25 protein-coding genes are annotated in these 25,824 nt (G+C 67.5%); 10 read left to right on the top strand and 15 right to left on the bottom strand.

All coding sequences use genetic code 11. The features are described from left to right. Positions 1–62: 62 nt before the first annotated feature. Positions 63–722 (bottom strand): glutathione S-transferase family protein, encoded by a 660-nt coding sequence (locus C5F44_RS03200; protein WP_107672059.1) that lies wholly within the window; start codon positions 720–722, stop codon positions 63–65. A 127-nt stretch (positions 723–849) separates the two neighbouring features. Here C5F44_RS03200 and C5F44_RS03195 point away from each other — a divergent pair, with 127 nt between their 5' ends. The 5 genes from C5F44_RS03195 to C5F44_RS03175 all read left to right on the top strand — a co-directional run bounded on the left by C5F44_RS03195 (position 850) and on the right by C5F44_RS03175 (position 7,040). After that, the gene (locus C5F44_RS03195) at positions 850–2,616 is read left to right on the top strand and encodes a bifunctional helix-turn-helix transcriptional regulator/alpha/beta hydrolase (protein ID WP_181318170.1); all 1,767 of its coding nucleotides are present in this window, start codon (positions 850–852) and stop codon (positions 2,614–2,616) included. A gap of 280 nt (positions 2,617–2,896) precedes the next feature. Continuing rightward, positions 2,897–3,958: a polyphosphate kinase 2 gene (gene ppk2, locus C5F44_RS03190; protein ID WP_107672057.1), complete on the top strand. Its 1,062-nt coding sequence runs from the start codon at positions 2,897–2,899 to the stop codon at positions 3,956–3,958. A 16-nt stretch (positions 3,959–3,974) separates the two neighbouring features. Beyond that, positions 3,975–4,691, top strand: a complete 717-nt coding sequence (locus C5F44_RS03185) for a DUF1007 family protein (protein ID WP_181318169.1) — start codon at positions 3,975–3,977, stop codon at positions 4,689–4,691. Then, entirely contained in the window at positions 4,676–5,602 is a 927-nt protein-coding gene (locus C5F44_RS03180) for a nickel/cobalt transporter (protein ID WP_107672055.1), read from the top strand. Before C5F44_RS03185 ends, C5F44_RS03180 begins: the two co-directional genes overlap by 16 nt. Before the next feature lie 61 nt (positions 5,603–5,663). After that, on the top strand, positions 5,664–7,040 hold the full coding sequence (locus tag C5F44_RS03175; protein WP_107672054.1) for an MATE family efflux transporter: 1,377 nt from the start codon (positions 5,664–5,666) through the stop codon (positions 7,038–7,040). Here the strand turns inward: C5F44_RS03175 and C5F44_RS03170 are convergent. From C5F44_RS03170 to C5F44_RS03160, 3 genes are all read right to left on the bottom strand, one after another. After that, positions 6,996–9,059: a capsular polysaccharide biosynthesis protein gene (locus C5F44_RS03170; RefSeq protein WP_412917520.1), complete on the bottom strand. Its 2,064-nt coding sequence runs from the start codon at positions 9,057–9,059 to the stop codon at positions 6,996–6,998. The two genes, C5F44_RS03175 and C5F44_RS03170, sit on opposite strands and share 45 nt — an antisense overlap. A 14-nt stretch (positions 9,060–9,073) precedes the next feature. Next, entirely contained in the window at positions 9,074–10,162 is a 1,089-nt protein-coding gene (locus tag C5F44_RS03165; RefSeq protein WP_235822487.1) for a polysaccharide biosynthesis/export family protein, read from the bottom strand. Positions 10,163–10,318: 156 nt separating this feature from the next. Then, the gene (locus C5F44_RS03160) at positions 10,319–11,608 is read right to left on the bottom strand and encodes a capsule biosynthesis protein (RefSeq protein ID WP_107672052.1); all 1,290 of its coding nucleotides are present in this window, start codon (positions 11,606–11,608) and stop codon (positions 10,319–10,321) included. 162 nt (positions 11,609–11,770) lie between these two features. Between C5F44_RS03160 and C5F44_RS03155 the strand changes: the two genes are divergently transcribed. Continuing rightward, positions 11,771–12,373, top strand: coding sequence for a riboflavin synthase (locus C5F44_RS03155; RefSeq protein ID WP_107672177.1), 603 nt, complete (start codon positions 11,771–11,773; stop codon positions 12,371–12,373). Then, positions 12,364–12,915, top strand: coding sequence for a hypothetical protein (locus C5F44_RS03150; protein WP_107672051.1), 552 nt, complete (start codon positions 12,364–12,366; stop codon positions 12,913–12,915). Before C5F44_RS03155 ends, C5F44_RS03150 begins: the two co-directional genes overlap by 10 nt. A 73-nt stretch (positions 12,916–12,988) precedes the next feature. On the opposite strand, the gene C5F44_RS03145 is transcribed toward C5F44_RS03150, so the two are convergent. The 5 genes from C5F44_RS03145 to C5F44_RS03125 all read right to left on the bottom strand — a co-directional run bounded on the left by C5F44_RS03145 (position 12,989) and on the right by C5F44_RS03125 (position 18,016). Then, positions 12,989–13,498, bottom strand: a complete 510-nt coding sequence (locus C5F44_RS03145; protein ID WP_107672050.1) for a CarD family transcriptional regulator — start codon at positions 13,496–13,498, stop codon at positions 12,989–12,991. A 312-nt stretch (positions 13,499–13,810) separates the two neighbouring features. Then, positions 13,811–14,149, bottom strand: a complete 339-nt coding sequence (fdxA, locus tag C5F44_RS03140; RefSeq protein WP_107672049.1) for a ferredoxin FdxA — start codon at positions 14,147–14,149, stop codon at positions 13,811–13,813. A 54-nt stretch (positions 14,150–14,203) separates the two neighbouring features. Continuing rightward, a complete protein-coding gene (locus C5F44_RS03135; RefSeq protein ID WP_107672048.1) occupies positions 14,204–14,533 on the bottom strand; it encodes an RNA-binding S4 domain-containing protein in 330 nt (109 codons plus the stop codon). A 3-nt stretch (positions 14,534–14,536) separates the two neighbouring features. Next, complete coding sequence (locus C5F44_RS03130) at positions 14,537–17,449, bottom strand: helicase-related protein (RefSeq protein ID WP_107672047.1); 2,913 nt, start codon at positions 17,447–17,449, stop codon at positions 14,537–14,539. A 3-nt stretch (positions 17,450–17,452) separates the two neighbouring features. Then, positions 17,453–18,016, bottom strand: a complete 564-nt coding sequence (locus C5F44_RS03125; protein ID WP_107672046.1) for a tetratricopeptide repeat protein — start codon at positions 18,014–18,016, stop codon at positions 17,453–17,455. 70 nt (positions 18,017–18,086) lie between these two features. Between C5F44_RS03125 and C5F44_RS03120 the strand changes: the two genes are divergently transcribed. After that, the gene (locus C5F44_RS03120) at positions 18,087–18,374 is read left to right on the top strand and encodes an SCP2 sterol-binding domain-containing protein (protein WP_107672045.1); all 288 of its coding nucleotides are present in this window, start codon (positions 18,087–18,089) and stop codon (positions 18,372–18,374) included. Beyond that, positions 18,371–19,321, top strand: a complete 951-nt coding sequence (locus C5F44_RS03115) for an alpha/beta fold hydrolase (RefSeq protein ID WP_107672044.1) — start codon at positions 18,371–18,373, stop codon at positions 19,319–19,321. The genes C5F44_RS03120 and C5F44_RS03115 overlap by 4 nt, the downstream gene beginning before the upstream one ends. Positions 19,322–19,341: 20 nt before the next feature. Here the strand turns inward: C5F44_RS03115 and C5F44_RS03110 are convergent, their stop codons facing one another. From C5F44_RS03110 to cobS, 5 genes are all read right to left on the bottom strand, one after another. Then, positions 19,342–19,776, bottom strand: coding sequence for an META domain-containing protein (locus tag C5F44_RS03110; protein WP_107672043.1), 435 nt, complete (start codon positions 19,774–19,776; stop codon positions 19,342–19,344). Positions 19,777–19,822: 46 nt separating this feature from the next. Beyond that, on the bottom strand, positions 19,823–20,287 hold the full coding sequence (nusB, locus tag C5F44_RS03105) for a transcription antitermination factor NusB (RefSeq protein WP_107672042.1): 465 nt from the start codon (positions 20,285–20,287) through the stop codon (positions 19,823–19,825). Next, positions 20,284–20,784 carry a 6,7-dimethyl-8-ribityllumazine synthase gene (locus C5F44_RS03100; RefSeq protein ID WP_107672176.1) on the bottom strand — a complete coding sequence of 167 codons (501 nt, stop codon included), beginning with the start codon at positions 20,782–20,784 and terminating at the stop codon, positions 20,284–20,286. Before C5F44_RS03100 ends, nusB begins: the two co-directional genes overlap by 4 nt. A 5-nt stretch (positions 20,785–20,789) precedes the next feature. Then, complete coding sequence (gene ribB / locus C5F44_RS03095) at positions 20,790–21,887, bottom strand: 3,4-dihydroxy-2-butanone-4-phosphate synthase (RefSeq protein ID WP_107672041.1); 1,098 nt, start codon at positions 21,885–21,887, stop codon at positions 20,790–20,792. Positions 21,888–21,980: 93 nt separating this feature from the next. Further along, positions 21,981–22,724, bottom strand: coding sequence for an adenosylcobinamide-GDP ribazoletransferase (gene cobS / locus C5F44_RS03090; RefSeq protein ID WP_107672040.1), 744 nt, complete (start codon positions 22,722–22,724; stop codon positions 21,981–21,983). A gap of 82 nt (positions 22,725–22,806) precedes the next feature. Here cobS and cobT point away from each other — a divergent pair, with 82 nt between their 5' ends. Continuing rightward, entirely contained in the window at positions 22,807–23,814 is a 1,008-nt protein-coding gene (gene cobT / locus C5F44_RS03085; protein ID WP_107672039.1) for a nicotinate-nucleotide--dimethylbenzimidazole phosphoribosyltransferase, read from the top strand. A 56-nt stretch (positions 23,815–23,870) separates the two neighbouring features. On the opposite strand, the gene C5F44_RS03080 is transcribed toward cobT, so the two are convergent. Then, complete coding sequence (locus tag C5F44_RS03080; RefSeq protein WP_235822486.1) at positions 23,871–25,682, bottom strand: serine protease; 1,812 nt, start codon at positions 25,680–25,682, stop codon at positions 23,871–23,873. Positions 25,683–25,824 lie beyond the last annotated feature (142 nt).

Genomic DNA, 25,824 nt, shown 5'->3' with positions numbered 1-25,824 from the left:
GCAGCCATTAGACCACCCAAGCGGGGGCGGGCGCAAGATGTTGGGCCCGCCTGCCGACGGGCTTATGCGGGTTCTGCCTGGCGCGCCGCCCACATCGACTGGAAGGCGGGGCGCGACTGGCAGGCTTCCAGCCAGGCCTTCACCGCCGGGAATTCTGCCAGCAGGCTGGGGTGGCCCTGCGCATAGCGCAGACATTCGGCGGTGTTGATGTCGGCCACGGTGAAGCGGTCGCCCACCATATGGCTGTGCGCGGCCAGATGGCCCTGCAGCCGGGCAAGCGGGCGGCGCAGCTTTTCGGCGGCCACGGCGATCACGGCGGCGCCTTCGGGCAGGTCGGCGGTGCCATTGGTCTGGGCGAACAGGATTTCCAGCGCCGGGGTTTCCAGGGATGTGGCGGCAAACAGCGCCCACTGCTCCATCAGCGCCAGTTCGGCGTCATTCGCCGGGCCAAGCGGGCCGCCATGGCGCCGGGCGATATGCAGGGTGATCGCCAGCGATTCGGTCAGCACCAGCCCGTCTTCCTCCATCGCCGGAATCTGGCCCTGCGGGTTCACCCGCAGGAAGCTGGCCGAGGTCGTGTTCAGCGGCGCGTCGGGGGCGGCCGGATCTGCCAGGCGGTAGGCCTGGATCACGGGCAGATGGGTGAACGGCGTTCCGGTCTCTGCCAGCAGCCAGAGCGGACGCGAGGCGCGGCTGCGGTAAGCGCCGTAAAGGGTGATCATGATGCTGGCTCCTGCAGGGATGCGTCTTGTGCGGTTCGTGTCTTTCTTGCGCAAGGCGCGGGCAAGGTCCATGGGGTGCCGCCTTATTCTGCTTGCCGTAACGTCAGGCATGGGTCAAGCAAGAGCCATGACGGACCGCAACCCCCGCCCAGACGTGGCCGAATTTGCCCTGCGTGACCATAAGGCCGAGATTGTTGATCGGCTTTACGATGTTGCATTGGACCCGATCCGTCTTGAGGATTTGCTGGAGGTCTGGGAAGGCCGCGCCGCGCCCTTGCGGGGGGCCGCGGACGATGGGGCCATCGCGCCGGACGATGCGGAAATCGAGGCGCATCTGCAACGCGCCACGGTGTTTCTGGACCGGCTGGAAGCCACGCGCGACGATGGCGGCTATCGCAGCGTGCTGGAAGAGATACCGCGCTCGGCAGCCTTCCTGTCGGACGGAGGGGCACGCATCGCCGATTGCAACCGCCCTGCTTCGGTGGCTTTTGGTCTGGAACCGGACTGTCGCTTCGACCGGCTTCCGTTCGACCCCGAGGATCTGGACCTGCTGCGCGGCGAAATCCGCAAGGTGGCCGGGGGGCGGGCCGAAAAGGTGGTCACGCTGCGCATCCGGTCGCAGCGCACCGGCAGCCCGGTCATCCTGCGCGTCAGCCGGGTTGAGGCGGCATCACCGCTGGCGCTGGTGATCTCGACCGAACTTGTGTGGCCCGAGGGGTTCGAGCAGACGGTGCAGGACGCCTTCGGCCTGACCGGCGCCGAAGTCGAGATCGTGCGCGGCATCGCGTTGGGCCAGCCGGTGAAAGACATTGCCGAGGCGCGGGGCCGGTCGGCCGAAACGGTGCGGACGCAGTTGCGGTCGATCCTGGCCAAGACCGAGACCCACAGCCAGAGCGAACTGGTTCGGGTGGTGCTGGGCCTGATGGATGTTGCGCTGATCCCGGCCGGCGCGCGGGCCGAGGTGCGGCCGGGCGCAGGCGGGCTGGAGCCGCGGCCCCTGCACGAATTGCGGCGGCCCGACGGGCGGCGGCTGACCTGGATCGAATTCGGCGATCCGGCCGGGCGGCCGGTGCTGTACATGCACCTCGACTATGGCCTGATCCGGTGGCCCGCCACGGCCGAACGGGCCGCACGGACGCGCGGGTTGCGGGTCGTGGTGCCGGTGCGCGCCGGTTACGGCCGGACGGATCTGCACGCCCGGGGCAGCGATCATGTGGCCGAAGTCACCGCCGACTATGCCGCGGTTCTGGATCATCTGGGTCTTGCCGGGGCTGTGGCCCTGCCGCTGGGGGCGGACCTGCGCTTTGCGATGAACCTGGCCAACACGCGACCCGATCTGGTGCGCGGCATTGTCGGCTGTGCCTGCCAGTTGCCCGTGCGCACCGCCGCGCAATATGAGCGGATGGACAAGTGGCAACGGTTCATCCTGGCCAATGCGCGCTATGCCCCCCGCGTGCTGCCGTTTCTGGTGCAGGCCGGGTTCAGCCTGGCGCGGCGGCTGGGCAAGGAAAGTTTCTTCCAGCAGGTGAACGGCGGAAGCCCGGCTGACATGGAGACCTTCGCCCGCGCAGAGGTGCGGGCCGCCGTTCTGGAAGGATCGGATACCTGCCTGACGCGGAAATGGTCGGCGCATGAGGCGTTTACCCGCGAATGTATCAGCTCTGAAAAGGACTGGTCGTCCATCGTGCGGGCCTGCCGGGTGCCGGTTCTGCTGTTGCAGGGCGATCAGGATCCGCAGACCCCGGTCCTGACCCTGCGCGAACTGATGGCGGACTATCCGCATCTGGAGGTGCGGTTCCTGCCGCAGACCGGGCAGTTGCTGTTCTTTGCCGAATGGCCGCAGGTGCTTGAGGCGGTCTGCGCGATGGTCGGGAATTCCCCACCCAAAGGTTAAAATCGGCGGCTCTACCGCAAATGGAGTATGCGCGACCTATCTTCTCTCTCTATGCCTTGTCCTTGTCGTGGTGGCATTGACGGCAGGCGATTTTATCAAGAAATTTCTTCCCCTTGTGGGCAGGGCGGCAAACCGGAAGGTCTGTCGCCCTGTTCCTTTTCCGAGCCGGTCCCGGCGCCGGTTCTTCCTGTCGCGCGTTGCCGTGGTGTGACCTGAATCAAGGAAAATTGCCTGCCCGCGATGTAGGATTGCGGCGTCAGTTTTTGCAGGGAGATGCCGCATGGAAGATCAGGCGCCGGTGACGGATGTGCGCAACAGGCAGGCCCGTGGTCCGGCTGAAACGCCGGTCGTGGCTGCCGAAGCGGCTGTCTTGCCTGAACCGCCGGCTTCCGGCGATGAAACCACGGTTGGCGCGGCTGCTGCGGCCCCGGCTGCGCCGCGCCCCGAAGGCCATGGTGAGGGCATCACCGGCCCGCAGCATTACCCTTCGATCAGCTCGGATGCGATCCGCGATGCGTTTGAATCGGGGCGCTACCCCTATGCCCGCCTGATGGGCCGCGCCGCCTATGAGGCCGAGAAGGCCAGACTTCAGGCCGAATTGCTGAAGGTTCAGATCTGGGCGCAGGAAACCGGGCAGAAGTTCGTGATCCTGATGGAAGGCCGCGATGCCGCCGGCAAGGGCGGCACGATCAAGCGGTTCATGGAACATCTGAACCCCCGCTATGCCCGCGTCGTGGCGCTGACCAAGCCCAGCGACAAGGAAAAGGGCGAGTGGTTCTTCCAGCGCTATATCCAGCACCTTCCGACCACGGGCGAGATCGTGTTCTTCGACCGTTCCTGGTACAACCGCGCGGGTGTCGAGCGGGTGATGGGCTTCTGCACCCCGTCTGAATACCTGGAGTTCATGCGCGAAGTGCCGGAACTGGAGCGGATGCTGGTCCGTTCGGGCATCCGGCTTTACAAATACTGGTTCAGCGTGACCCGGGATGAACAGTTGCGCCGGTTCAAGGCGCGCGAGACCGATCCCCTGAAAATGTGGAAGCTGTCGCCCATCGACAAGGCGTCGCTGGACAAGTGGGATGACTATACCGAGGCGAAGGAGGCGATGTTCTTCTACACCGACACCGCCGATGCGCCCTGGGCCATCGTCAAGTCGAACGACAAGAAGCGGGCGCGGCTGAACTGTATGCGGCACTTCCTGTCCACCATCGACTATCCGGGCAAGGACTGGGACGTGATCGGCACCGTCGATCCGCTGATCGTGGGGCGGGCGGCGCAGGTCATTGCGGGGTCGGGCCGTATTCTTGATGCGGCCAGACCGCCGGTCGCGCGCAAGGGCTGAGGCGCCTCGCAAGCGCGTGACCAGGGTCATTCGGCATGTGGCGGCGCGCGGGGGCTGCGATTATGCTGCCGCCATGACGACACGCGCCCTTGCCCTGACGATTGCTGCCGCGCTGCTGCCCCAGGGGGCGGCGGCGCATCCGCATGTCTGGATCGACACCACGGTCGAGGTGGTGCTGGATGACGCGGACCGCGCTGTCGCGGTGCGCATCGGCTGGACCTACGATTCCTTCTTTTCGCTGTCGGTGATCGCCGATCGCGGATTTGACACCGATGGCGATGGCCAGTTGTCCGCCGCCGAGGTGGCCGCGCTTGCGGGGTTTGACATGCAATGGCCGCCGGGCGTGCCCGGCGATACCTATGCGCTGACCGAAACCCGCGATCTGGTGCTTGGCCCGCCGGAAGACTGGACCGCCGCCTATGACGGCGAGCGGATCACCACCACCCATCTGCGCCGCCTGCCCGAGCCGGTGGAGATCGGCACCGGCACCTTCTTCGTGCAGGTCTATGATACCGGCTTCTACACCGCCTATACGATTGTCGGGCATCCGCTGCTGACCGGCGGCACCGGGGCCTGCAAGGCGCAGGCCTGGGAACCCGATCTGGATGCGGCCGACGAGGCGCTGAAAGAGGCGCTGAAGGAATATTCCGCCGATCAGGACGTAGAGGCCGATTTCCCCGCCATTGGCCGCGCCTATGCCGAAGAGGTGCGCGTGACATGCGCCGCACCCTGACCTTGGCCGGGCTGGGTCTGGCGCTGGTGCTGGCGGCGCTGTGGCTGTCGGGCGCGTTCGACGCGCTGTCGGGCTGGATCGGTGCCGCGCAGCGCGCGACGCAGGACCGGCTGGCCGCTGCCGTGCGGGCGCTGCGGGCGGGTGAGCCTGGCGCCGTTGCCGGGCTTCTGGTAGTCTGCTTCGGCTATGGCGTCCTTCATGCGACGGGGCCGGGGCATGGCAAGGCGCTGATCGGCGGCTACGGGCTGGCGCGGCGGGTGCCGCTGGCCCGGCTGTCGGTGCTGGCGCTGGCCTCGTCTCTGGCGCAGGCGGCGGTGGCGGTGGTGCTGGTCTATGCGGCGGTGGCCGTGCTGGGGCTGACGCGCGATGCAGTCACGGCTGCCGGCGGGGGCTGGGTCACCGCAACCGGCAACCTGATGGTGGTGGGCCTGGGCCTGTGGCTGGTGATCCGTGGCCTGCGCGGGTTGGGGCGGCTGCGCAGCACGGCGCAGGCCGGTTCGCGCGACCATGATCCCCACACCCATGCGCATGACCACGACCACGGCCCCGATTGCGGCTGCGGCCATGCCCATGGCCCGACGCTGGATCAGGCGGCGGCGGTCACCTCGTTCCGCGATGCGGGGCTTCTGATCGCCGGCATTGCCCTGCGGCCCTGCTCGGGGGCGCTGCTGCTCTTGGTGCTGACCTGGCAACTGGGTATCGGCGCGGCGGGCATTGCCGGGGCCTTTGCCATGGGGCTGGGCGTGGCGGTGGTGACGGTGGCGGTGGCCGGCGTGGCGGTCTGGGCGCGTGAAGGCGGGCTGGCCGTGCTGCCCGAAGGGCGGCTGCGCTGGGCACTGCCGATGGTCGAAGTTGCGGCGGGGCTGATCATCGCAACCGCCGCCATCATGCTGCTTTTGCGGCAAATCTGACGCCGCAATGCGGCGGATGTCGTGGCTTGCCCTTCGGCGCCGCGCGTCGTAGGGGCAAATCATGATGTCCCGCATGTCTTATTCCGCCCACGCCCGTGCAACGCTGGTGCTGGGGCTGCCGCTGGTCGGCTCAAGCCTTGCGCAGATGGCCCTGCATGTGGCCGATACCGTCATGATGGGCTGGTATGGCGTGGCGCCGCTGGCGGCTGTCGTGCTGGGGTCGTCGTCGTTCTTCATCCTGTTCGTCATGGGGTCGGGCTTCGCCAAGGCGGTTCTGCCGCTGGTTGCACAGGCCCGCGCCACCGGGGACGAGGCGCAGGTGCGCCGTGATGCGCGCATGGGGCTGTGGCTTTCGGCCGGCTATGGCCTGCTGATCTATCCGGTGTTCTGGTTTTCCCACCCGATCCTGATCGCGCTGCACCAGACCGATGAGGTGGCCCGGCTGGCCGAGGGCTATCTGCGGATCGCGGGGCTGGGAATGATCCCGGCACTGTGGGTGGCGGTGCTGCAAAGCTGGCTGGCGGCCTTGGGGCGCACGCAGGTGGTGCTTTGGGTCACGCTGGCGGCGCTGGGGCTGAACCTTGTGCTGAACTGGGCGCTGATCTTCGGCAACTGGGGCGCGCCGGAACTGGGCGGGCAGGGGGCGGCGATTGCCACGGTGACGGTGCAGGTTGCCTCGGTCCTGCTGCTGGGCGCCTATGCCGCGCTGGCGCGGGGGCTGCGCGACTATCGCCTGCTGCGGCGGTTCTGGCGGGTGGACTGGCCCGCGATGCGCAGCGTGTTCCGGCTGGGCTGGCCCATCGGGCTGACCGGCATTGCCGAAGGCGGGCTGTTCGAAGCCAGCGCCATCATGATGGGCTGGGTCGGCACCGCGCAACTGGCCGCGCATGGCATCGCGCTTGAAGCGGCGGCAGTGGCCTTCATGGTTCACGTCGGCCTGTCCAGCGCGGCGACGATCCGCGTCGCCTCCTTCGCGGGCATGGGTGATGCGCGGGGGCTGCGCGATGCCGCCGTGGTGGCGCTGGGGCTGTCCTTCGTGGTGGGTATCGTGGTGATCGCGGCCTTCCTCAGCTTTCCGCACGCCATCATCGGGGTCTTCCTTGATGAGGCGAAGCCCGGCAGCGCCGAGATCCTGGCCTTCGGCATGGTGTTGCTGGCGGTGGCGGCGCTGTTCCAACTGGCCGACGCCATGCAGGTCATGGCGCTGGGGCTGCTGCGCGGGGTGCAGGATACGCGGGTGCCCATGGTGCTGGCCGCCGTCAGCTACTGGGTGATCGGGGTTCCGTGCAGCTATCTTCTGGCGTTCAAGCTGGGCTATGGCGGCGTTGGCCTGTGGCTGGGTCTTGTCATAGGGTTGGCCGCAGCCGGGGTCAGCCTGATGCTGCGGTTCTGGCTACTCGCGCCAAAGCCGGGCGTGGCGGGCGAACCGGCCCTGTAGCTTGGCCAAAAGCCGGTTGCCCGGTCCGGGGCCGGGCAGGGCGCTGTCGGCCAGCCGGTCCAGCGCCACCTCGGGCGGGCAGGGGCGGCGGCTGACCGGGTCCCAGTAGCGCGGATAGGCGATCAGCGCGGCATGAACCAGATGGATCAGGTCCGGCCGCGGTTGCAGACTGCCATCCTCGCGCCGCAGGCGGCGGGCGGGGATGCTGCCCAGATCGCGCGTCAGCCCCCAGCCGGCATAGAATGGCGCGCCCAGCGTGGTGACCGGCTTGCCCCGCAACAGCGCCTCGAACCCGGTGAGCGAGGTCATCGTCCAGACCTCATCCACCAGCGGCAGAAGGGCCGCCATGTCGGCGCGGGCCAACACCGCATCGGCATGGGTGCGGGCCGCCGCCTCTGGCACGGCGCCGGGGCGAAGGCCGGCCTCCACATCGGGATGCGGCTTGTACAGGATCACGGCCTGCGGATGGGCGGCACGGGCGGCCTCAAGCAGGGCAAGGTTGGTGCGCACCTGATCCGCGCCCAGCCGGATCGAGGCATCGTCTTCCACCTGCCCCGGCACAAGGATGCGGTGGCCGTCCGGCAGGTCGGGCGCGGCGCCGCCAAGGTTGTACTTGGTCAGGTTCAGCGCGGTCAGCCGGGTCAGCAGCCGTTCGGCCCGGTCGCGGCCGCCGGGCGGCAGCGGGGCCAGCAACAGGCGTTCCAGCCGCGAGGGGCGGGTGGGATCGTAGTAGATGCCCAGATCGTCCGTCACCAGCGACAGCGGCGGAATCAGATCGGCCCCCAGCCCGCGCGACCGCAGGAAGCCGTCTTCCACGCGCAGCGCGGGGGCGGCCAGGCCCGGTGGTTCCTTGCCGGCCCAGACCAGCAGCCCGCGCCCTGTGCCGGCGGCAAGCGCAGCAGCCTGGGCGGGATCATCGCGGAACACCAGCGGCTTGACCTGTCCGAAAAACGCATTCAGCCGCCCGCGCTTCCAGGCGCGCATCCCGGCGGCGACATGGCCGCGGCGATCCTGCCGGAAGGCGCGAACCTCGGCCTCCAACTGGTCCAGCACTTCCTCAAGGCTGCAAAGCCTGTCGCGGCAGGGGTCATACCAGACCGGGGCAAGGATCATCGCCCCGGCGAAAAGCTGCGCCGGCGTCAGCTTGCGGCCCCGGCGGGGCGGCGGTGTGCGGTCGGCGGTCAGGCCCCAGCCGGCATAGAACGGCTGGCCCCAGACCTGCGGGCGATGGCCGGCGAGGATCGCTTCGAAACCCAGTTGCGACGAGACGGTATAGACGGCAATCGCCCCGTCCAGCAGCGCCCAGGGGCTGTGCGCTTCGGTGATCAGCCGGATACGGCCCTGCGCGTGCTGCGGGCCATAATGACCCGGCCGCAGCCCGCGGGCGGTTTCGGGATGGGTCTTGATCAGGATCGGGGCCTGCGGATACGTCGCGGCCGCCGCGGCCAGCATGTCGTCAAACGTGGCTTGCGTCGCACCACTGGCCCGGACCGAGGCATCCCCTGCCACCTGGTCAACGATCAGCACATAGCCGGGGTGCGGTGGCGGAAGGTCAGGATCGTGATTGTTGTATTTTGACAGGTCAAAGGCACGGATACGCGCAATTGCGGCCTTTGACCGGGCAAGGATGTTTGAATTATCCAAGGGATCGGTCGTCAGGACATGTTCGATCAGCGACGGCGCCGCCGGGTCGAAGTGAACGCCAAGCGGGTCGACGAACAGCCCCAGCGGCGGTTCCCCCGTCCGCCCTGGCCGGATCGAGCGCAGGAAGGCATCTTCCAGCCGTACCAGCGGCACGCCCTTGCGGGCGGCCACCCGCTCCCCCCGCCAGGCGGTGGGGCTGGCGCCCCAGACGACAACGCCATCGCCGGGCCGGGGCAAGCCCGGCACCAGATCATGTCCGGCAAGCGACAGGATGCGCTGCAGGCGGCGGTTGGTCAGGAAACTGAGGTTCAGATGCGAAAGCCGCCGCGGAATCTCCGCGGCGGCCTGGGGAATGGGATCACGCTCGACGGCCAAGCGCCTGATGGTCCTCAGTTGCCATTCAGGCTGTCAGCCGTATTGGCAATATTCGAGGCCGTGCCGGTGGCGCCGGTCAGGGCGGCCAGCGTCTTGGTCCACTGAACGTAAGGCGCTTCGGTCACATAAAGCGTGTCGCCGTCGCGGATCAGGAAGTCGCGCGCTTCGAAGATGCCGCTCGGCTCGGTCAGGTTCAGCACATAGACCATGCGTTGCTCGCCGGTCAGATCGTTGCGGCCCAGCACGGCATTGGCGACCTTGGCCGATTCGTTGCGGAACACGAAAACGCCGGTCGGGTCGGCGGAATTGGTCTGCAGGCCGCCAACGGTCGCAATCGCCTCGACCGCTGACAGGTTCGACGATTTGAACGGAACGATGGACTGGCCCGTCGCCCCCAGCGAGGTGAACTTGCGCTTGTCCTCTTCGATCACGATCTTGTCGCCGGGGCGCAGCGCGATGTCCAGGTTGGGGTTCTGCCACAAATCGTTCAGCCAGATCTTGCCGGTCACGCCATTGCGCGTCACCCGCACCAGCGCGGTTGCCGGGTCAATCGACACGCCACCCGCGCGGGCCAGCATCCCGCCCAGCGTGCGGGTGTTCGGTTCGATCGGATAGACGCCCGACGCCGCCACCGAGCCGGCGATTGACACCGACGATCCTTCGCCCGCCAGCCGGATAACCGCGACCTGCGGGTCCGGCGTCTGGTCTTCCAGCTTGCGGGTAATGGCCTGGCGCAGCCCTTCCGGCGTCTGCCCAGCGGCCTTGATCCGGCCGGCATAGGGAATGAAGATATAGCCTTGGCCATCGACCAGCATTTCCGGCAGGGGCGAGGCGCGCTGCCCGGTTGCCCCCAGCAACGGGTCATCCTTGACGTTTTCGTAAACGGTCACAGCCAGCCGGTCGCCGGGAGAAATCGTATCGGGGCCGATCAGGCCCGCGCTCTGAAACGCCTTCGAGAAACCGAAGGTGGTCTGCTGCGAAGCAATGCGCGCGATCTGCGGGGTCACATCCACGATGAACGCGTCGCCACCCTTGATGACCGAACTGGCGTAAATCTCGCGCTTGTTCGGGCCAGACCGGGGCAGGCCACAACTGGCAACCATTGAAACGGCAGCAAGGAGCGCAAGGGCGCGTGCGCCCCGATCAAAATTCCGGGTCAAGGCTCGGGCTCCGTTCTGGGACTGCATCGAAGGCGTCGTGTTTTGCCGATGAACATACGGAATCGAAAAAGAAAACAGAAGCACCAGCTACCCTCTCACTCATCGCACAACACGCAACTGTTGCCGCAAGGCCGCGCGCCCCGTGATCAGGGCGTCGTAGGGGTCATAGGGCAACAACATCATATCCACAACCTGTGGTAAGAGCGAACGCCGGCCACGCGAGGAGTAGAATCCTCCGGGCAACTGGCTGGTTTCCAGCAGGAAGCGGCGGAAGTCACGATAGGCGCGGGAATCGGGGCGCGTCGGCCCCGAAAAGAACTGGTCGACGGGCTGGGTCGAAACGAATTCCGGCTTGGAATAGACCGCGCTGCCAAAGGCCCGAAGCGGCAGGCCGCGCCAAAGCGCCTGCTGGCCAGCCGTGGAATTCACCGTCACCGCGCTGCGGGCCAGATCCAGCAGCCCGGCCAGCTTGCCGCCGCGGACGAAATGGATTCGGTCAGTCAGGCCATGCTTGGCGGCAAGCTGCTGGATGGCCTCTTTCAGCGCCACGCGCCCGTCTTCCAGCGGATGCGCCTTGAAGACCAGGTGGTGATGCTGCGGCGCCCCTTGGGCAAAGCCCTCGATCACCAGCGCCAGAAATTCCTCCATTGAGGCGAAGGGGGAATGGTCGCGGAAGCTGGCGTCATGGGCCAGTTGCAGCAGCACAAGATGATAGGGAAAGCCGCCATTGCGGATGCGCCAGGTGGCCAGCCGCCGTTCCATGGCATGGACGGGCAGCAGCATCAGCCGGCGCAAGTATAGCTGGAATTCCTGCCAGACGGAAATGGCGCGATGGGGGCGGAAGTTGCGGAAGCGGCGGCCACCGGCCAGCACGAACCCGTGGTAGATCGCGCCCCAGAAGATGTGCTGGCGCATGTCGCCCCAGGTGGTGGGCACATCGGGCAGATCCGTATCGGCGCGGGCAAGGGCGGTGCGCATCGTGTCCAGCGACAGCGTCATCAGCCGGGAATTTCCGTTCGACCCGTCGCGTTCATAGGTCACCCAGTAGGGCCGAAGATAGCCTTCCTCGAACACATGCACGGTCAGGCCGGCGGCGCGGGCAATTTCAACCGCGCGCGCATGGACGGGGCGGGTATCGCCATAGATCACCAGGTCGGTGATGCGTTTTTCGGTGATCAGCGCCGAACAGGCCGCGGGCCAGTTCTCGGGGGTGTCGTCATAGGGAATGAAACTGTCTCGATCCGGCCAGAATGCCCGGTCGCCGCCATTGAAACCGACGCGCCAGACTTCGGCCCCCGTGGCCCGCAACATACGGCCAAGACGGTGGAAAAAGGGCCCGTGCGGGCCTTGCAGCAGCAGGAACCGTCTGTTTTGGCCGGTCAGTCGCATACTCGTTCCATCACAATACCGGGACCATAAGCAGCAAGATGGCCTGTGATGGAAGAGGGAATCCGCGCAACAGCGGCGGGCTTGCAACCGCAAGCGGCCTTGCGCGCGGGCTGGGCGGCGGCTAGGTGCAAAATGAAGGAAATCCACGGTCAGGAGCGGGCGATGTTCACCGGAATCGTGACGGATATGGGCGAGATTCTGACGCTGGACCGGCAGGGCGAGCTGACGGTGCGAATCGGCACCGCCTATGATGTGGCGGGAATCGACATCGGGGCCTCGATCGCTTGCGATGGCGTCTGCCTGACGGTGGTGGCCAAGGGAACCGACCCGCGCCCGTGGTTTCAGGTGCAGATCAGCGCGGAAACCGTATCCAAGACCAACATCGGCCCCAACGGCTGGGTGCCCGGCCGGCGGGTGAACCTTGAACGCGCGCTCAAGGTGGGTGACGAGCTGGGCGGCCACATCGTTTCAGGCCATGTCGATGGCGTGGCCGAGGTGATCGCCGCACGGAACGAAGGGGAATCGCTGCGGCTGACCTTCCGCGCCCCCGAAGCCCTGGCCCGTTTCATTGCCCCCAAGGGCAGCGTGGCGCTGAACGGCACCTCGCTGACGGTGAATGAGGTGGAGGGGCGCGACTTCGGCGTGAACCTGATCCCGCACACCCGCGCCGTCACCACCTGGGGCAGCGTGGCGGTGGGCGATGCGGTCAACCTCGAGGTGGATACGATGGCGCGCTATGTGGCGCGGCTGCGGGAATGGGACTGATCGGCCACAACGGCGGCCCGTCGCTGGACGGCGGGCGAAGCTGGCGCACGCATTGCTGGCGCGCCGCGCGTCATGCGCTGCTGCCCACGCTGCCAATCGAGGTGGTGCGGGGACGGGTGCGGCGGGCGGCCGATCTGGGGCTGGATTATCGCACCTATGCTTCGGTCCGGGCGCAGACCGGGCATGATGTGGTGGCCTTCCTTTTTTCGTCCAATGCCTTGCGGGCCACGATGGTGCAGCCCGCGGCCCCGGCCGATGTGGCGGTCAAACTGGCCGGGGTGCGGGCCGAACGGCTGGGCCTTGCCGTGGCGCCGCTGTCGGTGCCGGCCCTGGCGCTGGCCAATCCGGCGCTGGACGATTGCCACCCCGCCCCCTTTGCGCTGGCCCGCTGGTCCGAAGCGCGCGACCGCATCCGCGCGGCGCTGGGGCGCTTGCCGCGCGACGGGGTGATTCTGGTCGGTGCGCACGGGCTTGAAGCAGACTGGTGCGCCGCAGGCCGTCTTGCGGGCTATCTGCCGGCGGAACGCTACTTCGGCGCTTAGGGAGCCCCGCCGGCCCAATGCAAAACGGCGGCCCCGGGGGCCGCCGTTTTCGTAAATCCGGGGAGGGTGCCGATCAGGCAGCGCGCGAAAGCAGCACTTCGTCCACCTTCTTGGCGGCGCCGGCTTCATCGACGCCCGACACGGCGGCAACTTCGCGGGTCAGGCGCTCCAGCGCGGCTTCGTAAAGCTGACGCTCGGAATAGGACTGTTCGCGCTGGTCGTCGGTGCGGTGCAGGTCGCGGACCACCTCGGCAATCGCCATCAGGTCGCCCGAATTGATCTTCTGTTCATATTCCTGCGCCCGGCGCGACCACATGGCCCGCTTGACCTTGGCCTTGCCTTTCAGCGTTTCCAGCGCCTTCGACACCACATCGGGGGCCGACAGGGCGCGCATCCCGACATCCACCGCCTTGTTGGTGGGAACGCGCAGCGTCATCTTGTCCTTCTCGAAATGGATGACGAAGAGTTCGAGCTTGAAGCCCGCGATCTCTTGCTCCTCGATGGACATGATCTTGCCAACGCCATGGGCGGGATAAACGACAAACTCGTTCGGACGAAACTCGGGCTTCTTAGACTTGGTCATTCAGGTCTTTCCTCGGGTCGGGCTCCCGCCTGCAACATGAAAACCGCCCGAAGCCAGGGAAGCTTCGGCAAACCGGATGCCATACCGCAGAAATCACCGTCCCAAGCCATTCGCCTTGGGAAAGGTTGTCAGGTGTCCAAGATTGTTTGTGAACATTCTATAACACAGAATCACCGTGATTCCAACTGCCGCGCAGCTTGAAAGGGCTGTGCTTGCACATTGAAACGACTGGCATTTTCCTGCCGGTGGTGATTCCGGGCCTTGCCGTCAGCGAATCGTGATCAGCCAAAGGGGGGCGAACCGGCCCCGCGGTCAGCCGCCCTTGCCGGGTTTTTCCGAGAAATACTTGGCCCGCTTGCCGGTTTCGCCGTCGCGCGCCTCATAGCCGGGCAGGGGGTCTTTCTTGGTGGTGATCACCGGCCAGACTTCGGCATACTTGCGGTTGAAGGACACCCATTCCTCAAGGTTCGGCTCGGTGTCCGGGCGGATCGCGTCGGCGGGGCATTCGGGTTCGCAGACGCCGCAGTCGATGCACTCATCCGGGTGGATGACCAGCATGTTCTCGCCCTCGTAGAAGCAGTCCACCGGACAGACTTCAACACAGTCGGTGTATTTGCAGGCGATGCAGTTGTCGATGACGACATAGGTCATGGGATTGGGCCCCGAAAGCGGATCTTTGGCTGCTGACTAGATCAGCCTGCAGGATCAATCAAGCGGAATGGGCGTCGCAGGGGGCGCGCCGGCCTCCAGATCAAGGAACAGCGCCTGGGCTTCCGACGCAGGGCCGCGCCGCGCCCCCAGCGCAAGGATGCGGACCACGCGGATGCGGCCACCGGCGGCGAAGGTCAGGGTGTCCCCGGGGGTCACATCGCGGCCGGGGCGGGTGATGCGGCTGCCGTTCACGCGCACATGGCCGGCCGAAATGGCTTCAGCAGCCAAGGTCCGGCTCTTGAAGAACCGGGCCTGCCACAGCCATTTGTCAAGGCGCAGCCGGTCGGCCGCAAAGGAGGTGTCCTTCGCGCCGGGGCCGGCCAAACCTCAGACCTTGCCCTTGAGCGCAAGCAGCGCGGCGAAGGGGTTGTCGGGGTCGATGGGCTTGTCCTTGCGGGGCGGACGGGCCTCGAAGGTCTTGGCGCCCTTGTTGCCCTTGTCGCCATCGCGACGGTCGTCGCGCTTGCCCTTGGGCTTGCCGCCGTGGAAATCCTTGCGGCCGCCGTCGCCTTCCTTGCGCTCGCGCTTTTCACCCTGCGGGCGGTCGCCCTGGGGACGGTCCCCTTGCGGACGGTCGCGCTTTTCGCCCTGCGGCCGTTCGCGGCGGGGCTGGCCTTCCGGCCGGGCGCTGCGTTCGGGGCGCTGGAAGCGGGGCTTCGGCGCCCAGGCGAAGGTGTAGAAGGTTTCCATCTCGACCGGCGCGGCTTCGCCGCCCTCGGCTTCCGCTTCGGCCGGGGCTTCCGGCACCGGCGCCAGAAGCGACACCTCTTCGGGAATCGGCTGGCCTGCCGCGGCGGCGGCCTCGATCAGGGCATCAACCTCGGGCGCGGCCACTTCGGCCACCGCGGGTTTGGTCTTGGGACGTTCGCCCTTGTCGGCCTTGTAGCCAAGGCCGGTCATCAGGTCGGCGAACTGGTCCAGCGTCATGCCGGTGATCGACAGCATGTCGGGCGTTGCCTCGAACCCGGCCTTGGAATCCTTGGTTCGCAGGATGTCGGCCAGACGTTCCAGCATGTCGATGCGGATCGCCCGCGTGCCGGCGGGGTGATAGCCCGACAGCGTGTAATGCTGCTTCGGCACTTCGGTGATGTTCGGAATGGTCACCAAGCCGGGGGGCGGGCTTTCGGGGAATTCCGACAGCCCGTTCCACAGCGACCACAGCACCAGACGCAGCCGGGTGGCGGCGGGCTTCAGCAGCACCGGCAGGAACACCGTGTACTGGCCGAAGCGCACGCCATGCTTGCGCAGGGCGCCGCGAGTCTCTTGGTCCAGTTCCTTGACCTCGGCCGCCACGCTGTCCCGCGGCAGCACGCCAAGCGCTTCGGACATGCGGAAGGCAAAGCCGCGGGCAAGCCCGGCCAGTGCTTCGTCGCGGCCCATGGCCAGCAGCGGCTCGTACAGCGCGGCCACCTTGCGGTCGATGAAATGCTGCAGGCGGCGGCGGACCTTTTCGATCACGTCCGGCCCGGCCTCGTCGTCCACAAATGGTTCGACCGAGGGTTTCAGCGGATCAGCCCCCTTGACCAGCTTGCCCACCGCCGAGGCGCCCCACATCAGGCCCCCCTGTTCGGTGAAGTCCATCTCGGTATCGGGGGCGTTGTAGAACCTGTCGGCGCGCAGGCTGAACTCGGGGCGCAGCGCGGCAATCGCAGCCGTGCGCAGCGTCTTGGCCTCATCGGCCGACCCCGTGGCGTCCTGCTGGAACCGGAACCCTTCCAGCTTGCCGACGAATTGCCCCTCGACGGTCACTTCGCCCTTGTCGTTTACCTCGGCCACGAGGTCCTCCTTCTGTTTCAACCGCCGCAGCAGAACGCTGGTGCGCCGGTCGACAAAGCGTTGAGTCAGGGCTGCGTGCAGCGCATCTGACAGGCGGTCTTCTACAGCGCGCGTCTCGTCTCGCCAATGGGCTTCGTCGTCCACCCACCCCTTGCGCTGCGTGACATAGGTCCAGGTGCGGATATGGGCCAACCGGCGCGACAAGGTGTCGATGTCCCCGCCGGTCTGGTCAATGCGGCCAATAGCCTTTGCCAGCCAGTCGGAAGGGATGCGCCCGCCGCCCAGACCGCGACCGCAGAGAAAGTCGAAAAGCCGCGCCAGCAGGCCCGCGTGATCGCTGTCGCTGCTGCCCCGGAAATCGGGAATGCGGCAGACATCCCACAGCAGTTGCACCCGCTTCGGGCCTGTCACCTTGTCCAGCACCTCGGGCATGGCGGTCAGCGCCTTCAGCGCAAGCACATCGTCGGCATCGCGGGCGCGGCTGAGCCAGTCGTTCGAGGTGGGGGCCTCAAGGCTGCGGATCAGCCGCTCGGGGCTGCCGAAATCCAGATCGGCGTTGCGCCACATCAGTTTATTGACCGGGGCAAAGCGATGCGCCTCGATCGCCTCGACCAGATCCTCGTCAAAGGGCCGTGCCTCGCCGGTGACGCCGAAGGTGCCGTTTTCGGTGTGCCGCCCGGCGCGCCCGGCGATCTGGCCAATCTCCTGCGGCGTCAGCGGGCGCATCCGGCGGCCGTCGAATTTCGACGTGGACGAAAAGGCGACATGCTTGATGTCTAGGTTCAGACCCATACCGATGGCGTCGGTCGCGACCAGATAATCGACATCGCCATTCTGGTAGAGCGCCACCTGCGCATTGCGGGTGCGGGGCGACAGCGCGCCCATGACCACGGCACAGCCGCCCTTTTGCCGGCGGATCAGTTCCGCGATGGCGTAGACGTTTTCCACCGAAAACCCGACGATGGCACTGCGCGGCGGCATCCGCGAAATCTTCTTCGACCCCGCATAGGTCAGCGTCGAGAAACGGTCGCGCTTCACATAGGTGTGCTGCTGCACCAGCCCAGCGATGGCACCGCGCATCGAATCGCTGCCCAGGAACAGCGTTTCCACCAGCCCGCGCGCCCGCAGCAGGCGGTCGGTGAAGACATGGCCGCGGTCGGGGTCGGCGCAAAGCTGGATTTCATCGACGCAAACGAAATCGGCCCCGATGTCCAGCGGCATCGCTTCCGTGGTGGCGATCCAGTATTGGGTGCGGTCAGGGACGATGCGTTCCTCGCCCGTCACCAGCGCCACGACCGAAGGGCCCACGCGGGCAACCACCCGGTCATAGACCTCACGCGCAAGCAGGCGCAGCGGCAGGCCAATCACGCCGGTGCGGTGCATCAGCATCCGTTCGATGGCATGATGGGTCTTGCCGGTATTCGTCGGTCCAAGGACCGCCGTTACCCGACGGGTCGCGTCCATGCGTTACAGATCCTGCCCCTCGAGCTTGGCTTCAAGCCGGCCAATGGCCTCGTTTACGGCGTCGAGGTGGGGATGTATAGCCTGCGCCGCGCGGTAGGCTGCCAGCGCCCGGGTCTCGTCCCCGGTCTCTTCCAGGATGATTCCCAGCCCCGTCAGGGCGCCGAAATGTCGCGGGTTGGCGGTCAGCACATGGCCGATGTCGGCCAGCGCCGGCCCGATCTCGCCCGCAGAATAATAGGCGATGGCGCGGCCGTTCCAGGCTTCGGTAAACTCGGGGTCATGGTCGATGATGGCGGTGTAATGCTCGATCGCGGCCGGCGCGTCGCCCATTGCCATGGCATCGTTACCGCGCTGCAGCAGAAGATCCAGCGTCGGAGAGCCGGATTTCCCCCATTCGATCCAGATCTCCGATTCGATTCGGCCCGCCTCGGCGGCATCGGCGGTCAGCAGGCGCTGGAACAGGTCATCCAGTTTCGCCTGATCACCGGCCATCGCGGGCACCAGCGTCAGGAGAAGCGACAGAATTGCCGCAACGACACGATTGAGAAACCGAGGGGCGGCTTTCATAACAGGAAGCGTAGCCGATCCCCCGAAGAAATCCAGAGGCGCGGGGGTCACGAAAGGGAGACTTGGGACGATGAGCAAAGTGATTGATGCTGCGGTTGAAGCCCTGGCGAAAAAACTGCCGGGCGGATTCGACGGCGTGGCGAAGTTCGTCATCAAGGACGAAGGGGCGATCATGATGGATTCTGACGGCGTGCGCGCCGGCGATGAAGAGGCGGATGTGACCCTGACCGCCAGCACCGAAACCTTCCGCGGAATTCTGGATGGCGACGTGAACCCGACCATGGCCTTCATGTCCGGCAAGCTGAAGATCGACGGCTCGATGGGGCTGGCGATGAAGCTGGGCTCGGCCCTGTCTTGACCGAGGCAGCGCCCTTCTTCGCGGATCTGGCCGAAGGGCCGGAAGGGGGGCGCGCCGTTTGGCTGCGCACCGCAGACGGGGTGCGCATCCGCGCCGGCATCTGGGCCGGTGGCCACAGGGGCACCGTGGTTCTGCTGCCCGGGCGCACCGAGTATATCGAGAAATACGGTCAGGCCGCGGCTGACCTGCAGCGGCGCGGCTGGTCAACCGTTTCCATCGACTGGCGCGGGCAGGGGCTGGCCGACCATGCGCTGCCCGACCGCCGCTATGGCCATGTCGAGGATTTCGACGAATACCAGCGCGATCTGGATGCGGTGCTGGCGCTGGTCGCCGCCGAAGGCCTGCCGCAACCGCTGGTGATGCTGGGCCATTCGATGGGCGGCTGCATCGGCCTGCGGGCGCTCCATCGCTGCCTTGGCATCCGGGCGGCGGCCTTCTCGGCGCCGATGTGGGGCATTGCCCTGCCGGTGTGGGAACGGCCGGTGGCGCGTCTGCTGACGGCGGTGGCCGGCCCCCTGCACCTGACGCACAAGCTGGCGCCCGACCGCGGCCCCGAAACCTATGTCACCACAGCCCCCTTCGAAGGCAACCTGCTGACCGGCGACCGCGCAATGTGGAACTACATGCGCCATCATGTCGAGGCGCAGCCCGATTTCGCCCTGGGCGGGCCGACCCTGGGCTGGGCGCGCGCCGCCCTTGCGGAATGTGGGGCGCTGATGCGCCTGCCGCCGCCAGACGTGCCTGCACTGACGGTTGTCGGCAGCAAGGAACGCATCGTGACCGTCGGCCCGATCCGCCGGCACATGGCCCAATGGCCGGGCGCGACGCTGGATGTCTATGCCGGCGTCCGGCATGAGGTGCTGATGGAAGGGCCGGCGGTGCGCCAGCGCTTCTTCGACAGCGCCTGCGCGCTGTTCGAGGCGCAGCGCAGCGCGGCGCCCGTCTAACAGTCCTGCACCCGCTACGATCAGTCCTTGGTGCAGGATTGGCAGGTCAGGCCCTTGGACAGGTCGCGCACAAATTCCAGCACGCGGCCCTCGGGGCCGGTCAGCAGCATGCGGTCCGTGGTCACCTCTGCGCCGGTCACGGTCTGAAGCGCGTTGAAATAGGCGGTCTCGGCGTCAAGGTCGGGGCAGGCCATCCGCGTGGCCCCCATGGCCGCGAAGGCAATCTGCGGCAGCGTACCGCTGTAGCTGCCGAAATAGCGGTTGCAGGGCGCCTTGCCGGCGACCTTGCCGTCAGCGGCAAAGTCGATCGAGGCCGGGGCCTTGGCCGGTTGCCCGTCCAGCCCGATCAGGTGCCATTCGCCGCCGATCTCGGCGGTTTCGGCGGGGGTGCAGGCGGTTGTCATGGCGGCGGCAATCAGCAGGGCGGGCAAAACGGCGGGAAACAGGCGCTTCATGTCCGGGTTCCTTTCCTTGCGGGGCGCATCCCGCCCCGGTGACGCATCAGAAGGCGGCCGGCTTGGCTTCGCGGGCCATGTGGTCCAGCACGGCGTTCACGAACTTGGCTTCCTTCCCCTCGGGGAAGAAGGCCTTGGCCACGTCGACATATTCCGTGATCGTCACCTTGGGCGGCGTGTCCATCTGGGTGATCTCGGCCCCTGCGGCGCGGAACAGCGCCCGCAACACCGGGTCGATGCGGTCAATCGGCCATTTGGCGACCAGAGCGCGGTCGGTCAACTGGTCAATCATCGCCTGCCAGTTCACCGCTTCTTCCACCAGCTTGCGGAAATGGTCCACGTCGCCTTCGGCAAACTCGCCCTCGTCATAGGTGGCGCCGAAACGGTGGGTCTCGAACTCGCGGCACACGGCCTTGACGGCCTGGCCCGAGGCTTCCATCTGGAATAGCGCCTGCACGGCATAAAGCCGCGCGGCCGATTTCATCTGGCGTCTTTCGGTTGCAGTGGTCATGCGCGGAACCCGATCCCCTTCTTGGCGGTCGCCCAGGTGCGGGAAAGCGCGATCAGGTGCAAGGCTGCCGCAGCGGCACCACCGCCCTTGTCCTGCCCGGCCGGATCGGCGCGCACTTCGGCCTGCGCGCGGTTTTCCACCGTCAGGATTCCGTTGCCGATGCAGGCGCCCTGCAATCCCAGCAGGGTGATGCCGCGGCTCGAATCGTTGCAGACGGTGTCGTAATGCGTGGTCTCGCCGCGGATCACGCAGCCAAGCGCGACATAGCCGTCATAATCGGCCATGCGCGCGGCAATGCCAATCGCGGTGGGCACTTCCAGCGCGCCGGGAACCTCGATCAGGTCCACCGTTGCCCCGGCCTTTTCGGCGGTGGCGCGGGCACCCGCGATCAGGTTGTCGGCAATATCGCGGTAATAGGGCGCGACCACGATCAGCAGTTTCACCGGCTGGTCGAAGCGGGGCAGCGGCAGGGTGTAATGGGTTTCGGCCGTGGCCATCTGGATCACTCGGTTATCGGGTGGGTGCCGGCAATGGAAAGGCCATAGCCCTCCAGCCCGACAACGCGCGGTGCCTTGGAATTCGTCACCAGGGTGATGGTCTTCAGCCCAAGCGCCGACAGGATCTCGGCCCCCAGCCCGTATTGGCGCAGGGTTTGCGGCGAATGTTCGCCTTCGCCCACCATCTTCATCGTGGTGTCGCGCAGCAGGACCACAACGCCGCGGCCCTCGGCCGCGATCAGCCGCATCGCGGCGGGCAGCGCACCCGAGGTGGTGCCGATGCCCAGCACGTCTTCCAGCGGGTTCAGCGCATGGACACGCACCAGAACCGGCGCATCGGTGCTGAGGTCGCCCTTGCTGAGGACCACATGGTCGGCCCCCTGGGTTTCATCGGTAAAGACGCGCATCAGCCAGTCGCCGCCATGCACCGAGGTGACGGCGCGCACGGCGGTTTCCTTGACCAGATTGTCATGCCGGCGGCGATAGGCGATCAGGTCGGAAATCGTGCCGATCTTCAGCCCGTGCTTCTGGGCAAAGGCAATCAGGTCGGGCAGGCGGGCCATGCTGCCGTCATCGTTCATGATCTCGCAGATCACGCCTGACGGGTTCAGACCGGCCAGCCGGCTGACATCGACCGCGGCCTCGGTATGGCCGGCGCGGACCAGAACACCACCGTCACGGGCGCGCAGTGGGAAGATATGGCCCGGCGTGGCAATGTCCGACGCGCCCTTGGTCGGGTCGATGGCAACGCTGACGGTGCGGGCGCGGTCGGCGGCGCTGATGCCGGTGGACACGCCTTCGCGCGCCTCGATCGAGACGGTGAAGGCGGTTTCGTGGCGCGACGAATTCTTCGTGCTCATCAACTGCAGGCCAAGCGCGTCAATCCGGCGGCCCGGCAGCGCAAGGCAGATCAGCCCGCGGCCGTGGGTGGCCATGAAGTTGATGGCGGCCGGGGTGCACATCTGCGCCGGGATCACAAGGTCGCCCTCGTTCTCGCGGTCCTCGTGATCGACGAGGATGAACATGCGCCCGTTGCGGGCGTCCTCGATGATCTCTTCCACCGAAGAGATGGCATCGGAATAGTCGGTGCGAAGATCAGACATGGGCCTTGTCCTTGGGGAGTGGTGCCGGAAATAGCGCGGAGGGCCGCAGAAGGCCAGAGGGCTGTGGTGCAGGCTGGCTGTGCGGATCTGCGCTCAGGCAAAGACCGCAAGCGCCACGGTGAAGGACAGTTGCTGCGCTGCGCCAAGAATGTCGCCGGTCTGCCCGCCGATCCGGCTTTGCGCCGCACGGCCAAGGCCCGCGGTCAGCGCCGCCGCCAGCAGCGCGGCCAACAGTGCCGCAGGGCCGGCCAGCAGCAGCGCAACGGCCAGCGCCAGCGCCGCGCCCGACAGGGCGACACTGCCCGAAGGCCGGCCGACGGCCACGGAAACGCCGTTGCTGCGGGCGGGCGGCAGGGCCGACATCAGCACCGCCATCGGCGCGCGCGACAGCACGGCCGCCGCGATCAGCGCCGCCGCCGCCCCGCCGCCGGCAACCAGCCCCGACAGGGCCGACCATTGCGCCAGCAGGATCAGGATCAGCGCCACCGCCCCGAAACTGCCGATCCGGCTGTCCTTCATGATGTCCAGCCGCCGCTCGCGGGTTCGCCCGCCCAGCAGACCATCCGCGGTGTCGGCCAGCCCGTCCTCGTGCAGCGCGCCCGTCACCAGCGCCTGCACCACCAGCGCCGCCGCTGCCGAAGGGCCGGGCGGCAGGCCCAGCAGGTGGCAGGCCCACAGCGCCAGCGCCGCCAGCCCGCCGATCACCGCCCCGGCCAGCGGCCAGGCCCAGGCCGCCTCTGCGCCCTTGGCGCGGTGGTCGGGCAGGGGCAGCCGGGTCATCAGCCCCAGCGCCGACAGCAGCGCATCGGTCAGCGGGGACAGGGTGTCGCGGTTCATGGGGGCGGTCCTTTCCCGGCTGGTCCTTGCGGCGCGCTTGGGGTAGCCCCTTCGCCTCAGCAGTTCAACCAGGGAGAGATCCATGAACACCCCCGCCAGCCTTGCCGCCTTCCGCCGCGTTCTGGACAGCCTTCCCGCGCCGGATGCCGGGGCTCAGGCGGCCGCGCAGGCGCGCGATGCGGTGCTGACCAAGCCGCCGGGGGCGCTGGGGCGGCTCGAATCGCTGGTGCTCTGGCTGGCCGGCTGGCAGGGCCGCGCCATTCCGCAGGCCGACCGGGTGCAGGTGGCCATCTTTGCCGGCAATCACGGCATCGCCGCGCGCGGCGTCTCGGCCTTCCCGCCCGAGGTGACGGTGCAGATGGTGGCGAATTTCCGCGCCGGCGGCGCGGCGATCAACCAGTTGTGCAAGGCGTTCGGGGCCAGCATGGCCGTGCATGAACTGTCGCTGGACCGGCCGACCGCCGATTTCACCGAAGGCCCGGCCATGACCGAGGATGAGCTGGTCGAGGCGCTGGCCACCGGCTGGAACGCCGTCGATCCCGAGGCGGACATCTTCATCGCGGGCGAGATGGGCATTGCCAATACCTGCACGGCGGCCGCACTGGCGGCGGCGCTGTTCGGTGGCCTTGGCTGGGCCGGGCGCGGGACGGGCGTCGATGATGCCGGCCTGTCGCGTAAGGCCGCCACGGTCGAGGCGGGGCTGGAACGCCACGCGGGCCATCTGGACGATCCGTTCGAAGTGCTGCGTCGCCTGGGCGGGCGCGAGGTGGCGGCGATGACCGGCGCCTATCTGGCGGCGCGCGCGCATCGCGTGCCGGTGGTGCTGGACGGCTTCATTTCCTGCGCGGCGGCGGCGGTGCTGCACAAGGCGCGGCCCGGCGCGCTGGACCATTGCATCGCCGGCCACCAAAGCGCCGAAGGCGCGCACGCCCGCCTTCTGGCCGCGCTGGACAAGGCACCGCTTCTGTCGCTGGGCCTCCGTCTGGGCGAGGCGTCGGGCGCCGTGCTGGCGCTGGGCGTCATCAAGGGGGCGGTTGCCACCCATTCCGGCATGGCGACCTTTGCCGAAGCGGGCGTCACCGCCGGCTAAGGCCACGTCCACCCAACCCGGCCCCCGCTTCCGGGGGCCGGGGCGCAGGGCGCGTGTCAGTCCCAGCAGGACACCAGCACCGTCATGTCAATGGCGCGTTTCGACAGGTCTTCGGGCGGCAGCGCGCCGGTTGCGGTGGATTCGGTAACGCTCACCCCCGCCGCCTTCAGAACGCTGGCAATGCTTGCCGCGTCGGTGGCAAAGGACACGCCCGCCGGCAGCACCCGGCCCGTGTCTTTCGGCGCGGGCTGCAGCATCCCCAGCACCGCGCCGGTCGGATCGACCACCGGCCCGCCGGCATCGCCGTCCAGCGCCAGCAGCGCCAGCCGCTTCACACCCGCCGCGCCGTCCAGGCCCTTGGCCTCTTCCAGCGTGCCATAGGTCAGCACCGGGGCGGGCAGGCGGTCTTCGTAGGAATAGCCGGCCACCGCCACTTCGGTTCCCAGCCGGTCCGGGCCAAGCTGGAAGGCCGCAAAGCCGGGCGGTGACAGCGGGCGGGCCGGGGTCAGCACGGCAAGGCCGCTGGCGGCATCGGTCAGCTTCACCGTTACATCCTGATCGCGTTCGATAGTGACCTGACCGCAGCTTTCCACCGCCTCGATCGTGGTCAGCACGGTGCCATCGCCCCCTATGTAAAAGCCTGACCGGCTGAACTTCGGCTTGCGCACATCCAGCCCGGCCAGCAGCCCGCGCCGCGCCGCCTCGTCCAGCGGCACAAGGCCGGGGTCCAGCGCCGTATCGCCCACGCCGCGGAAGCTGGATTCCAGCACCGACAGGACGCGGGCGTCGCTTTCGGCGGTGGCGGGGGTGGAAATCACCATCCAGCCCTTGATGAAGCCGCGTTCGAACCGGGCATAGGCCGTACTGTCATGGGTGGCCGAAACGCCATGGATGCGGAATTCCTTTTCCGTCCGGCTGCGTTCGCCGGTCACCGGCATCGCGTCCAGCGTCTGCAACAGGTCGTAAAGCCCGTAGAACGACCCCAGGTCGCCCGGCTGCGAGATCAGCACGATCGACAGGCCCGAGCCGTTCTTTTCGCGGAAATGCACGAAGGGCGGCTCGTAGTGGTCAAACTCGACCAGCGCCAGCGGCAGCGTCACCTCGATGCCGGATTCGGTTTCGTTCACGGTGGCAAAGCCGAATTCATCCATCTCGCTTTGGTAATTGGCCACCAGCGTGGCGCGCTGGCGTGTGGTCAGCACCCCCGTCGGCTCCAGCCCAAGACTTTCCTGCCAGGCGGCCATCGACTTGCGGGTGCCCGACCCGAAGGCGCCGTCGATGCCCCCCTGATAGAAGCCGAACCATTCCAGCGCCGATTGCAGCAGCTTGCGGTCCGCTTCCGGCAGCGCCGCCTCCGAGGCGCGGGCCTCGGCCAGCGTTTCCTCGGGCACGTCAACCGCCACGGGGGCCGTGGGTTCCGGGTCCGGCGCGGCGGCGACAGGGTCGGCGGGGGCGGGCGCTTCACCTGCCGTGTCCGGCGTGGCGGCCGGTTCCGTTGACGGCGCGGTGCCTGCCGCCGGCCAGAACGGCTCGCGGAATTCGGCCCCGTCGGTGATGTAGCTGTCGGACGGGATCAGGTTTTCCCGCTTCAGCGCGTTCAGTTGCGCCGCGCCTTCGGCCACGCCATAGGGGCCCAGCACGATGCCGAACCAGCCCGACCGCAGCCGGTAGCCCTGGGTTTCGGGGAAGGCGCCGGCATAGGCTTCGGCGCGCTCAAGCGCCTTTTCCTCGGTCGGCTGCGCCTCGATCTGAAGCCACACCTTGTCCTGCGCACGGGCGGGCAGGGCGGCCATCATCACAAGGCCAACCGCCAGAACCGCCAGCGCGGCAAGAGGGCGAAGGGCGGCGGCACGCAGGGCAGGCATCATTCGGGCACAATCCTCTCCTGTCGGGCAGGGCGCCCGGCATGGTCACTGACGGGTCACATTAGCCATGGTCCCCGCAAGGGCAAGGCCCGCAAAGACGGCTTCGCCCCCGGTGCCGGGGAATTGACCCTCGGGGGCCGAGGGA

The sequence above is a fragment of the Fuscovulum blasticum DSM 2131 genome (assembly GCF_003034965.1).
GTDB lineage: Bacteria > Pseudomonadota > Alphaproteobacteria > Rhodobacterales > Rhodobacteraceae > Pseudogemmobacter > Pseudogemmobacter blasticus.
This window is presented reverse-complemented; position numbering and strand designations above follow the sequence as displayed.